Consider the following 11,787-nt stretch of genomic DNA (forward strand, 5'->3'; position numbering starts at 1 on the left):
GGTACCCGCTCCGCGGGTACCCCTGCGCTGCGCGCAGGGCAGGGGCACGCCCCCCGCTTCGCGGGGGGCGAGTGACGGAGCGTCACCGCCTCGGCTGCGCCGAGGCGTTCGGCCGCTGCGCGGCCGTGCCCCTCTCCGCTTGCGCTCCGAGGGGCTCGCCTGCCCTGCGGGCAGGCGGCACGGTCCGCTGCGCTCCCCGTGCGAATGCTGCGCTGCGCTGCGCATTCAGGCCCCGGTGCCCGGGGCCTGGCGGTCCGCTGCGCTCCCGGACCGAGCCCGCTACGCGGGCGGTTGGCTACGAGGGAGGGTGGCCGGGGTCGTGCCCAACCCGTGCCGGTGGTCCCGGGATTGGGCACGGGGAGTGATGCAGCATGTAGCGTTGGCAGATCCGGGCCACCCCCTGCATCACTCTTGGGCCTGTGTAGCGTTTGGGACCCCGGGCCACCACCCCCCGGAGGGCTCCGGCCCGTTGACGGGCGCAGCCCCACCAGGCCTGACCTGCACGAACGTTGATCCGGGGCGGGGCGCGCCGTGGGGACGGGGGGTGCCTCCCGGCTCGAACTGACGGCCCGTCACGAGGAGGGGGCGGATACCGGGGGTCGCAACAAAGCCCGAACCGGGGAATGGTGACCCTGCTTCAAAAACCCGGCCGAAACAAACTCTGGAACCAGCCCCCACCACCACCCCGGAAAATGGGAAAGGCACGGGAAACCGTCCGGAGAAACCCCGGGGATTCCAGCCGCATTCCAAATGCGCGGCCGGAAAGGGCAGGTGTGGAACCCGGCGCCGAGCTCGCCGAGCGGGACGGACGGAGCCGGACTCCGAGCCATGCAAATGCTGCGCGGACACCGCGCCCTGCCCACCGCGCAGGAACCAGGACACCGCCCGGGCCGGTCCTCACCGTCTGGTCGGACATCGGCTGCCCGTGGGCCTCGCTCGCCCTGCACACCCTGCGCGAGGAGGCCCGGCGCACCGGGACCGAGCTCCTGATCGACCACCGGGCCTTCCCGCTGGAGCTGTTCAACCGCCAGCCCATGCCCAAGCGGATCGTGGACGCCGAGGCCGTGGTGATCGCCGCGGCCCGGCCGGAGCTGGGCTGGCGGCTGTGGTCGGCGCCCGAGTGGGCCTACCCGTCGACGCTGCTGCCCGCGCTGGAGGCGGTGCAGGCGGCGAAGGACCCCGCCGTCGGCGGGCTCGCGGCCAGTGACGAGCTGGACGCGGCGCTGCGGCATGCCTTCTACGCCGACAGCCGGTGCATCGCGGTGCACGCGGAGATCTTCGCCGTGGCGAAGGAGTGCCCGCGCGTCGACACGGCGGCCCTGGAGGAGGCAGTGGCCCGTGGTGCGGGCCGGGCGGCGGTCTACGACCAGTGGCGGACCGCCCGCGGCGGCCGGATCCAGGGCAGCCCGCACCTGTTCGCGCCGGACGGGTGGGAGGCGCACAATCCCGGCGTCGAGTTCCGCTGGACGGCGGACCCGGCCGACGGCGGCCTGCCCCAGGTGCTGCGCTGGCATCCCAGGTGGGCGGCGGCCCTGCTGTCACGTCTGGCGGGCTCCTGACGTGCCGCCTCGGCCCTGGGACGGGAGGCCCCGGTCCCAGGGCCGAGGCGGCTCGGGCTCAGGGTGCGCGGTGCCTCGGCGCCGAGGCGCGTCGCCTCAGCCGCGAGAGGCGTTGTGCCGTTCCCTGAGAGCCTGCGCGAGTGCCTTCAGGGCCGGCGCGGCGGTCCTGAGGGTGTCCCGCTCGGCCGGGGTGAGCGTCGCCAGCGAGTCGGCGAAGATGTCCGCCCATGCCTGCTCGATCTTGGCCATGCCCTGTACGGCGCCCATCGTCGGATGCAGCCGGACGGCACGGCGGTCGTGGGGGTCGGGCTCCCGGCGGATCAGTCCCTGGGCCACCAGTCCGCGCACCGTGGTGCTGACGTTGCTGGCGTGCAGGCCCAGCTCCTGGGCGACGCTTCCGACGCCGACGCCCGGTGATTCCAGCACATGGCGCAGCACCTCGAGGTCGGACGGCGGGAGCGGGGTCAGCCCGGCCTCGTCCACGCCGCGCAGCCGCAGGACACGCCCGAGCGCGTACAGGGCAGGGGTGAGTTCCCTCGCTTCACGCAGCAGCACTGCGTCGCCTTCCGCATCGGTTGCTTTCATGCCTCGACAGTAGCAATGCTTATAGCTATATAACTATAGTGGAATCTCCGCAGTCATCCTCTAGGAGCATGTCGATGTCCACATCGCCCCCCGGTCAGGCGCAGAGCTCGTCCGCCTCACCGGCCGTGACGCTCACCGCGACGCTCGCCCTCCTGTCCTTCGTGATGCCGCTCGCCACGGACATGTACCTCCCGGCCTTCCCCCGGATGGCCGACGAGCTGGGCACCAACGCCTCAGGAGTGCAGCTGACACTCACCTCGTTCCTGGTCGGCATGGCGGCGGGCCAGCTGGTCCTCGGACCGCTCTCCGACCGGTACGGGCGGCGCACCCCGATCCTCGTCGGCGCCGCCGTGTGCACCGTGGCCACGGCCCTGTGCGCGTTGGCCCCGAACCTCCCCGTGCTCGTCCTGCTCCGCTTCGTCACCGGCTTCGCCGGCGCGGCCGGCCTCGTGGTGGGACGCGCGGTCATCGCCGACGTCGCCACCGGCACCGTCGCGGCCCGGCTCTTCGGCGTGCTCATGGCGCTCGGCGGCATCGCCCCGATCGTCGCGCCGCTCGTCGGCGGTGTCGTGGTCAGCGACGCGGGCGGCTGGCGCGGCGTCTTCTGGGTCCTGGCCGGCGTCTCGCTGCTGATGTTCCTCGCCGCCCTGGCGTTCATCCCCGAGAGCCTCCCCAAGGAGCGGCGCCGCGCAGGCGGTATGTCGGCCACCTTCCAGGCCGCCCGCTCCGTGCTCACGGACCGCGCCTACGTCGGCTACACGCTCGCCTTCGCCTTCAGCTGCGGCGCGCTGTTCTGCTACATCGCCGGATCGCCGTTCCTCCTGCAGAACGTCCTCGGGTTCAGCGTCGGCGAAGCGTCCATCGCGTTCTCCGTCGGCGCCCTGACCGCCACGATCTCCAGCACGGTCAACACCAAGCTCGTCGGCACCTACGCCCCCGGCCTCCTGCTGCGCATCGGTCTGACCACCCTGCTGGTCGCGACCGCCGCCGCGCTGCTGGTCACCCTGGCCGGGCAGCTCAACCGTGTCCTGGCGCTCTCGCTCATCGGCATCGGCTTCCTCGGACTCGGCCAGGTCTTCGGCACGGCGACCGCCCTCGCCATCGAGCGGGTCCCCTACGCCGCCGGGACCGGCTCCGCCGTTCTGGGCACCCTGCAGAGCGTCCTGGGCGCCGTGCTCGCCCCGCTGGTGGGTCTGGGAGGCAAGGACACCGCCACGCCGCTGTTCATCGGCATGGCCGGCTGCTCCCTCATCGCGGTCCTGTCGCTGCTGCTGACCCGCAACTGCCCCCCGGTGGCCGACCCCTCCGCCACCCCGGCGGCCGATGATGCCTTGGAGGGCACCGCGAGCGCGGCGACCTGACACACTTCCCGCCACCTGACCAGGTCGGCCCCTCGTCTTTGACCGGTCGATCGCGCTGCCAGCAGGATCGGCCCGGAACCCAGGAATTGGCGAGGAGAGGGGCGGAAGCGCCGCATGACAGCAACCAATTCCCCAGCGAGCCGGCAGCTTCCCGACTCCGGATGGCACAGCCTCACCCGTGCCGAACTGCGGGTGGCCCGCCTCGTCGCCACCGGCCTGACCAACCGTGCGGTGGCCGAGCGCCTCGTGGTCTCGCCGCACACCGTCGACACCCACCTCCGGCACGTCTACGCCAAGCTCTCCGTCCGCAGCCGTGTGCAACTGGTCCGGCACGCCCTCCAGTACGACGTCGCGGAGGACTGACCCGGGCCGCCCCACGCGACGACGGACAGGAGGGACGAGGGACCGGGCGAGGGACCGAAAGAACCACACACCACACACCAAGACGGCCGTGTGCCGGGAGTGTCCCGTTTCCTACGCAGCCGCCCCGGCCGGGCGGCGCCCTGCCTCGACCGCGCGCGGCCCCGCCGACGCGCGAGCACAGAGGCCGGCCCCGATCCCCCGAGGCGCTCCCCGCGTCCCGCCCGCTTCCCTCCCACCCTTCTTCTTCCAGGCCGGGGCGGTCGTGGGGTGCTCTGAGGGGATGTCAGCACCCCGACCACGCTCCGGTAGGCCCCTGATCAGGGGTGATGGGAGGGCCCGTCACCAGGCCGCGCAACCTCTACCGCAACCCCATGGCGCAACGTCTACCGCAACACCCGGCGCAACAGCGCCGATCGTCGCCGGGTCGACGTCGCCGGGTCGACGTCGCCTAGCAGCATGGCGCCGAGCCGGTCGCCCACTGGTACGCCGAGCTGCGCCGACGCGGCCAGCAGCTCGGGCGCCGGGTGACCGCCGACATCGTGGCCAACCTCGCCGACTTCCTGCGCGAGGGCACCAAGCCGGAGCGCTTGGAGGCGCTGTTCGTCCCCCGCCAGCTCCCGCCCGCCAAGCCGCGCAAGCCCGCCCCGGCAGCACTGGATCAACACCCGCGCCTGGACGTAGAGCACGGCACACCTTCGTGTCTGCGGATTGGTCAAGGGGTCTGGCCTGGGGAACATACGACGGACAAGGGGTGGTCGCCTGCGGATCACAGGGCGCGCGGGCCAGGTGCGGCGGCGCCGACTGAATCTGCCGTCGCCGGTCGGCGGTTGGTCGGCCTGCTCCGGGACGGATCCGGCTGCGGTGCGCTGGCGGTAGTTCAGGCAGGGGCGGCACTCGCCGCCGGGCGTCAGGCCGGCCTCGGGGTAGGCGTAGCGCTGGCAGGTCGGGCAGACCCACTTCCCCGCCTCCATCCGGCGGCGGTGCTCTTCCCGTTCGCGCCGGGCGCGCTCGACGTCGGCCTCTTCGGCCTTGCGGCGGGCGTCGGCGCGCACCGAGTAGGCGCGGAAGTCGTCGGGGTTGTCGAGGGCGTCCGCGAGGGACTGCCAGGTCGAATGCCCGTAGCGCCACCACACCGGCCCGTGCGGGCCGTGGGCGGCGAGCAGCTTCAAGGTGGTGGCCAGCAGCGGCACCTTGCCGTCGTAGTCGCGGTAGCCGTCCGGCTGTTCGCCCTCGGGCGCGTGGCCGTCGCCGTCCCAGGTGCCGCGCCAGTGGTCGCGGGCGAGCTGGCCGACCTCGCGCATGCGGGTCTGCATGGCGAGCTGGCCGACGTTCTTGGTGAACACCAGCGCCACCGGCGGGTAGCCCTCGCGTGCTGAGGCCGGCCACACGGTCCGCCACAGCGGCACCTCCCGCCCGGCGAGGCTGACGCGGCGGGCGAAGAACCGGCGGTAGCGCTCGATCTTGTCCGCGACGATCGGCGGTCCCTCGGTGCCGTTGTCGACCTCCACGAACAGCAGCGGGGTGATGTCGTGGCCGGGTGAGGCGAACACCATGTCGGCGCGCAGCGAACCGCGGGCGGGGGACAGGAACGTCCCGGCGACGGGCAGCGTGGCCTCCGTGGACCAGGCAGTGAGCGGCCCCAGCCCCTCCGGCCGCTTCACCAGGTCGTCCGGCGCCGCGGCCGGGGCGGGCAGCAGCTTGCGGGCGACGGGCTGCGTCGGCTCGGGCGGGGTCTGCAGGATCGCGTCCAGGACGTCGGTCACCGCGCGGGCGTGCTTCGCGCCGGAGGCCGCCGCCGCCCTCGCGGTGCCGCCCATCTCCCTCGCCGGGCGGTCCAGCACCACGGCCGCCGCCTCCAGCCCGGCCGGGGTCAACGTCCACAACTTCTCCGTGACCCGGACGCCGGCCTCGTTCACCCGCACCGCGCTGCCCGGCGAGATCACCAAGCGCTCGTCCTCCAGGTCCTTCAGCCCGCCGCGCACGGTCGCCGCATCCTTCGTGCCCGGGCACATCAGCCGCCGTATCTGGTCCGGCGTGGCCACCTTGACCACCCCGAGCGCGGCCAGGCACATCGTGCGCGTGCGGCCCGTCGACCCGTACCGGCGCAGCTTCGAACCGCCCACCTGACCGCCCTCCCCTCCCGGCGCACCCTCTCGTCGGGGTGGCCCCTCTGTCCACATCTGATCATGTGTACAGAAAGGGTGTCGAGGCGCTGCACAGCGCCGAAACAGCGTGGTGAGCTGCGTAAACACGCGGTGCGCGGGCGCCATGCACCACAGGGGGAACGCAGGGGAGATCACAGGGGCAACCGCAGGGGATCGGGGCGGCTGGCCCGGACCCCTTGTCCATCCGGCCTGGCATGGGTGACGGCATGCCGTTGTGCCGTCACGACGGCATGACACAGTACGGGGCTGATCAGTGACACAGATCCCGGCGCGCGCCGTGGTCACCTGGGGAAACGGGGGGTCGATGACACAGATGACACAGCCTGGTCGGGGCCAGGGGCCGTGTGTGGTCGGGGCTCCCCGATGCCCCGACCACACACGGGTACGGCCGGTTCACCGGGCGAGGATCACGCCGACCAGCGCGGCCATCACCGTGACCGCGCCGAACGCGGCGCCGAGCGGCTGGCCCCACGACGGATGGCGGTGCACGACGTAGGCGGCGCCAGCCGCGAGCAGCACCACGACGACGACCAGGAGCAGCGCGACGAGCAGAGCAAGCGTGGACACGAACGATTCCCCCTCGGGATTCGGGCACGCCCCGGACGGGACGTGCGGATGGTTGGGCGGTGCAGGGGTCGGAACTCCTTGGCCCTTGCAGGTCGCGGAGACGTCCCGGACAGGGCGGCTCAGGGTGCTTGGCGCGAGGGCTAGCCCCGCAACCCCCGCTGAGAAGGTCGTTGGGCAGATCGATGTCGCTTTTATCGATCTCGTCGATCAACAGGACCCGTGGCAGGACGTGGGGCAGCAGCGCGATCCCCAGCAGGCACTGCGGCAGGGCCGACTCTGAGCCACCGGGATCTTCATTCAATGGTTCTGACCTGCGGAAACATCCGCCCGGAACTCTTGAATGCGGGCCGCCTATCCGGTAGCCCCCCAAGGAGTTATGGGGCGCATGTGACGCGGCGCCCCGGGTGCAGTGAGTGAGTCGATTGCCAGGTCAGCGCCGCGAGGTTGGAGGACAGGCAGCGCAGCACCACGCCGCGCCCCGGCATACAGTGCGCAACCGCAGGTCAGAGGCCTATGCGCAGGTCAGGCCCGGCAGTTGCCCGCCGTGGCGAGGGGGCGCGGGTGACGTAGGCGGCAGTACGGGCAGACAGCGCAGGCCTCCCGGCATCCCGGCCCGTCCATTGACAGCTGCGGCGGCCAGCCGGGCGGCAAGCCAGCACACGCGCGGAGAGGCACTCGCACGGAACCGGAGTTCACCGCCTCGCACGCGCACGACACGCGCGCGCCTTGGGACCCGCCGCCGAGCCAGGCCGCGGCGCTGAAGAAGAACTTCACCGCCCGCTTCCCGGCTAGTGCTGTGACCGCGTAGGTTCGGGTTGGTGGTCGTGGCGGTTGGATGTGCGGTGACGTCCGATCCGACCGCTGGAGGCGCGGTGGCCGAGCCTGTCCGCGTGCGCAGACTGACCGACCAGGAAGGGCAGCGGCTGCAGCAGATCGTGCGCCGGGGCAGCACGAGTTCGGTGCGCTACCGGCGGGCGATGATGCTGCTGGCCTCGGCCGGCGGGAACCGGGTGCCGGTGATCGCGCAACTGGTCCAGGCGGATGAGGACACCGTCCGCGACGTCATCCACCGGTTCAACGAGATCGGCCTGGCCTGTCTGGACCCTCGGTGGGCGGGAGGCCGTCCCCGCCAACTCAGCTCTGACGACGAGGACTTCGTCGTCCAGACGGCCACCACCCGACCTGCCAAGCTCGGCCAGCCCTTCACCCGCTGGTCGCTGCGCAAACTCGTCGCCTACCTGCGTAAAGTCCACGGTCGGATCATCCGCATCGGCCGCGAAGCATTACGCTGCCTGCTCGCCCGCCGCGGCATCACCTTCCAGCGCACCAAGACGTGGAAGGAATCCCCGGACCCAGAACGCGACGCCAAACTCGACCGCATCGAGGAAGTAGTGGACCGCTTCCCGGACCGCGTCTTCGCGTTCGACGAGTTCGGCCCGCTCGGGATTAGGCCCACCGCGGGCTCGGGCTGGGCTGAGCAGGGGCGTCCCGACCGGCTGCCCGCCGCCTACCACCGCACCCACGGCGTCCGGTACTTCCACGGCTGCTACTCGGTGGGCGACGACCGCATGTGGGGCGTCAACCGCCGCAAGAAAGGTGCCGTGAACACGCTGGCCGCGCTGAAGTCGATCCGCGCCGCCCGGCCCGACGGCGCCCCGATCTACGTGATCCTGGACAACCTGTCCGCCCACAAGAGCGCCGACATCCGCCGCTGGGCGAAAAGGCACAAAGTCGAGCTGTGCTTCACCCCGACCTACGCCTCGTGGGCGAACCCGATCGAAGCCCACTTCGGACCGCTGAGGCAGTTCACCATCGCCAACTCCCACCACCCCAACCACACTGTGCAGACCCGGGCCCTGCACACCTACCTGCGCTGGCGCAACGCCAACGCCCGCCACCCCGACGTCCTCGCAGCCCAACGACGTGAACGAGCCCGCATCCGCAGCGAGAAGGGTGTCCGCTGGGGAGGGCGTCCCACCACGATGATGGCCTGAACGACTACACCTGCTCCTGATACACCCTGATCTCAGTCGGCTTGAGTCTGTGGATCGTTGCCCAGGCTGCTCGCTCGGTCAGTCCTTGAGCCCACTCTTCGAGATCATCTCCGGCATCGTGGAAGAACCACGAGTCGAAGCTTCCGAGGGCCTCCAAAGCGGGTGCGAGTCCGTATCCGAGCTCGCAGTGGACCTGCACGTAAGGTCGTGATCACCGTCGCTGTCGGAGATCTCGAACTGCCGGGTGAGGTCCAGCGTGAACGCCGGAGGACCGTCGAACGCGTGGGTCCCGTACTGGAACAGAAGACCGTCAGCGTCGGGTGTGTCTGGGACGTCGAACAGCCGTCGGCCGAATCGGAGGAAACCAAGCCAGAGATCTTCCGTGACCAGATCGTCAAGCGCTCGCTGCCCTGAGCCCAGTTCGCCCTCAAGCAGTCCCACGGCCTCGTCCATCGACAGTCTCCGCGTCATGCCCGACCTCCTCGTCCACCGCAGCGGGGCTCAGCGTACTGACCCCGGTGAACCTTCCCGGTCAGAGCACTAGCCGCCAGGAACAGCCGGACCTGGACCCGGCGCGGTGGTACGGACCGGGCAGCACAGGCAGCCAGGATTGGCGGATGACCGACCGCCGCCCGCTGGGCACCGGATGCGACCGAGCCGACCTGTCCCGCGCGCCAGACACCGAGCTGCCCGACGTGCCGCGCGCCCGGCTCGCCGCCGAACGCCTCGCCGTCCAAGCGGCCACGGCCCCGGCACCCGCGCGGCCGGCCGGACGCCGCGCCCTGGGCACCGGCCCCGCCCCGGCCGGACTGTGACGCGGACTGTGACACGGGCTGTGACAGGCGGCTGTGACGGCCGGGTCCGGGCCGACCCGTGCGGGCACGCGCACGTACTCGAGGACCGCACGTACGCGAGGACCGCGCGTGCGTGAAACCGCGCCACGTCCGACACGAGTCACGCGGCCTGGCGCCGCGTCTTGGGCACCGGTACTGGCGCGCCAGCATTCACGCCTGATGAGACACACTCGCATTGACCACATGCTCGCCCGGAAAAAGGACGATGGCCGGTTCCCTCAATTCAGGAAATCGGCCATCGGGCGGAACACTCAGATGTCGAATTGAATGTGTTCTACGTCGGTGAATTCGACTTCCAGGCCGTGAGCGCGGCGGCCTCCGTCGCGGAAATACATTTCCCCCAGCCCTTCGGCGGCGATGTCGCGCAGTTGCTGCTCACTCGCCCCGGCGTCCTGGGCGTCGAACAGCCGGGCCGCGTACTGCGGAGGCAGGGCGAGGGTGAGGTGACGGATGCGCGCGTCGTCGGTGGTGCCGGGCGCCGCGGTGAAGCCGAAACGGGCGCGGGTGTCGACAACCAGGCCGGTGTTGGTGGCAGCCTGGCGGCGGGCGCGTTCGCGGACGCGGGGCTGCCAGCGAGCCCGTACGGCGTCCTCCAGGCGCTGGGCGAGGTCCGCGCGGGGCCGGCGGATCTGGTCTTTGACGTAGCGCTCCACGGTGCGCTGCGAGATGCCAAGCTGCTCGGCCACGGCGCGGGTGCCCTTGAGCTGCTTGACCAGGTAACGCATCTGCGCGCCAGCCGACTTGGGGATGGGGCGGGTGAATGCCTGCTGCACGGCCCGGTTCAGGCCGTCTTCGACGATGCCCATACGGGGCTCTCCGTTCATGATCGGCTGTGTGGGCCGCTGTGCGGCGATCACGGCCGGGCCGGGGGAAGTGCCTGACCGGGCTGTGATCGCGCCGCACAGCGGCGGCCAGGGCGGTTAGAGGGCCGGTTCTTCGGTGGCGGCCATGTCGCGCAGGCGGCTGTAGTGGAACTGGTGGGCGCAAGTGATCGTGGCTGTGGGCCCGTTGCGGTGCTTGGCCACGATGAGATCCGTCTCCCCTGCCCGCGGCGACTCCCGCTCGTAGTAGTCGTCGCGGTGCAGCAGGATGATCGCGTCGGCGTCCTGCTCCAGGGCGCCGGAGTCGCGCAGGTCGCTGACCGCCGGCTTCTTGTCCTGCCGCTGCTCCGGTCCGCGGTTGAGCTGAGCCAGAGCGATGATCACGGCGCTGGTGTCGGAGGCGAGGATCTTGAGCTCGCGGCTGATCTCCGTGACTCGGTCGTAGGTCGATTGCCGGGAGTTGCGCTGGTCGGTCTGCATGAGCTGGAGGTAGTCCACGACCACCAGCGGCGCGCGGCCGGTCTCGCGGATGACGGTCTTGATCCGGGAGCGGATCCGGGCGGGGCTGACGCGGGCGCTGTAGTCCATCCACAGCGGCAACTCCCGCAGTTCCGGGGTGTGCCGGTCGAGCCGGTCCCAGTCGTCCTGGGTCAGGCTGTCGACGCCGTCGCGGATGTGGTGGAACGCCACCCGGGCCCTGGCCGACAGGATCCGGTTGCTGACCTCCGCGCGGCCCATCTCCAGGCTGTGCACCAGCGTGGGACCGCCCTTGCGGGCGTTGGCGGTGGCGACGCCGAGCGCGAACGCGCTCTTGCCCATGGCCGGGCGGGCGGCGACCAGGATCATCTGGCCGGGCATCAGCTTCATCAGGCTGTCCAGGTCGGTGAACCCGGTGATGGCAGACGGCGGGACGGACACGGCCAGGCTGTCCAGGTGCGCGTCCAGGTGGTCGCCGAACCGGCCGAAGGTGTCGTCGTCCTGGTCGTCGGCGGTGAGGTATTCCAGCTCCGCCTGGTGGGCGGCGATCGTCTCCGGCACCGAGTGCGGGTCCGCCTGCCGGGCGCCCTGCATGCCGCGCACCAGCGCTTCCTGGTAGCGGCGCACCTGGGCGTAGCCGTGCACGAGGTCGGCGTAGTGCCCGGCCTCGGCCGGCGAGCAGGCGTCGCTGGCGATCTGGGAAAGACCGGCCGGGCCGCCGACGCGCTCGAGGCTGCCGGTGCTGCGCAGCTCCGCCTCCACCGCGGGCACACCCGTCGGGCGGCCGTGCCCGTGCAGACGCACCACCGCCGACCACACCAGCTCGTGCGCGGGCTCGTACCAGTCACCCTCGCGCACCGCGCGGGCCACGTCGGCCACCGGGTCATAGGCCGGGGTGGCTTCGTTCACTTTCAGCAGCAGCGATTGTCCGGCAGTTTGGGCAGCAGCTAGACCCGTATTTCGCGGGTCGCTGATTCGTATGGTGTGACCGGCCCGGGGGTGTCCCGGGCCGGGGTGGCGGCGTTAGGCCGGGTGTGTCGA

Annotated in this window: 11 protein-coding genes; 5 read left to right on the forward strand and 6 right to left on the reverse strand. The window is 71.4% G+C overall.

The features are described from left to right. Window positions 1-773 precede the first annotated feature (773 nt). Window positions 774-1,559, forward strand: a complete 786-nt coding sequence (locus ACWD1U_RS37030) for a DsbA family oxidoreductase (protein WP_451113757.1) — start codon at window positions 774-776, stop codon at window positions 1,557-1,559. Between the two features lie 96 nt (window positions 1,560-1,655). Here the strand turns inward: ACWD1U_RS37030 and ACWD1U_RS37035 are convergent, their stop codons facing one another. Further along, window positions 1,656-2,144, reverse strand: a complete 489-nt coding sequence (locus ACWD1U_RS37035; protein ID WP_451113758.1) for a MarR family winged helix-turn-helix transcriptional regulator — start codon at window positions 2,142-2,144, stop codon at window positions 1,656-1,658. Between the two features lie 74 nt (window positions 2,145-2,218). On the opposite strand from ACWD1U_RS37035, the gene ACWD1U_RS37040 reads away from it, so the two are divergent. After that, a complete protein-coding gene (locus ACWD1U_RS37040) occupies window positions 2,219-3,505 on the forward strand; it encodes a multidrug effflux MFS transporter (protein WP_451113759.1) in 1,287 nt (428 codons plus the stop codon). A gap of 114 nt (window positions 3,506-3,619) precedes the next feature. Further along, a complete protein-coding gene (locus ACWD1U_RS37045) occupies window positions 3,620-3,868 on the forward strand; it encodes a response regulator transcription factor (RefSeq protein ID WP_451113760.1) in 249 nt (82 codons plus the stop codon). A 383-nt stretch (window positions 3,869-4,251) separates the two neighbouring features. Here ACWD1U_RS37045 and ACWD1U_RS37050 read toward each other — a convergent pair whose 3' ends face one another. Then, a complete protein-coding gene (locus ACWD1U_RS37050; protein WP_451113761.1) occupies window positions 4,252-5,991 on the reverse strand; it encodes a replication-relaxation family protein in 1,740 nt (579 codons plus the stop codon). 435 nt (window positions 5,992-6,426) lie between these two features. Next, window positions 6,427-6,600, reverse strand: a complete 174-nt coding sequence (locus tag ACWD1U_RS37055) for a hypothetical protein (protein WP_451113762.1) — start codon at window positions 6,598-6,600, stop codon at window positions 6,427-6,429. Window positions 6,601-7,472: 872 nt separating this feature from the next. On the opposite strand from ACWD1U_RS37055, the gene ACWD1U_RS37060 reads away from it, so the two are divergent. Continuing rightward, window positions 7,473-8,594 carry an IS630 family transposase gene (locus ACWD1U_RS37060; RefSeq protein ID WP_451113763.1) on the forward strand — a complete coding sequence of 374 codons (1,122 nt, stop codon included), beginning with the start codon at window positions 7,473-7,475 and terminating at the stop codon, window positions 8,592-8,594. Between the two features lie 78 nt (window positions 8,595-8,672). Here ACWD1U_RS37060 and ACWD1U_RS37065 read toward each other — a convergent pair whose 3' ends face one another. Continuing rightward, on the reverse strand, window positions 8,673-9,065 hold the full coding sequence (locus ACWD1U_RS37065) for a hypothetical protein (RefSeq protein WP_451113764.1): 393 nt from the start codon (window positions 9,063-9,065) through the stop codon (window positions 8,673-8,675). A gap of 146 nt (window positions 9,066-9,211) precedes the next feature. Between ACWD1U_RS37065 and ACWD1U_RS37070 the strand changes: the two genes are divergently transcribed. Further along, window positions 9,212-9,409, forward strand: a complete 198-nt coding sequence (locus tag ACWD1U_RS37070) for a hypothetical protein (RefSeq protein ID WP_451113765.1) — start codon at window positions 9,212-9,214, stop codon at window positions 9,407-9,409. A gap of 290 nt (window positions 9,410-9,699) precedes the next feature. Here the strand turns inward: ACWD1U_RS37070 and tpg are convergent, their stop codons facing one another. Both tpg and ACWD1U_RS37080 read right to left on the reverse strand, forming a co-directional pair. Next, entirely contained in the window at window positions 9,700-10,254 is a 555-nt protein-coding gene (gene tpg / locus ACWD1U_RS37075) for a telomere-protecting terminal protein Tpg (RefSeq protein ID WP_451113766.1), read from the reverse strand. Between the two features lie 114 nt (window positions 10,255-10,368). After that, window positions 10,369-11,655 (reverse strand): replicative DNA helicase, encoded by a 1,287-nt coding sequence (locus ACWD1U_RS37080; protein ID WP_451113767.1) that lies wholly within the window; start codon window positions 11,653-11,655, stop codon window positions 10,369-10,371. Window positions 11,656-11,787 lie beyond the last annotated feature (132 nt).

Source organism: Streptomyces sp. NPDC002788 (genome assembly GCF_053592115.1).

Bases quoted from the DNA above. Each gene is read 5' to 3' on its own strand.
- ACWD1U_RS37065 (WP_451113764.1), bottom strand. From the start codon at position 9,065: ATGACGCGGAGACTGTCGATGGACGAGGCCGTGGGACTGCTTGAGGGC.
- ACWD1U_RS37045 (WP_451113760.1), top strand. From the start codon at position 3,620: ATGACAGCAACCAATTCCCCAGCGAGCCGGCAGCTTCCCGACTCCGGA.
- ACWD1U_RS37070 (WP_451113765.1), top strand. From the start codon at position 9,212: ATGACCGACCGCCGCCCGCTGGGCACCGGATGCGACCGAGCCGACCTG.
- ACWD1U_RS37040 (WP_451113759.1), top strand. From the start codon at position 2,219: ATGTCCACATCGCCCCCCGGTCAGGCGCAGAGCTCGTCCGCCTCACCG.
- ACWD1U_RS37035 (WP_451113758.1), bottom strand. From the start codon at position 2,144: ATGAAAGCAACCGATGCGGAAGGCGACGCAGTGCTGCTGCGTGAAGCG.
- tpg (WP_451113766.1), bottom strand. From the start codon at position 10,254: ATGGGCATCGTCGAAGACGGCCTGAACCGGGCCGTGCAGCAGGCATTC.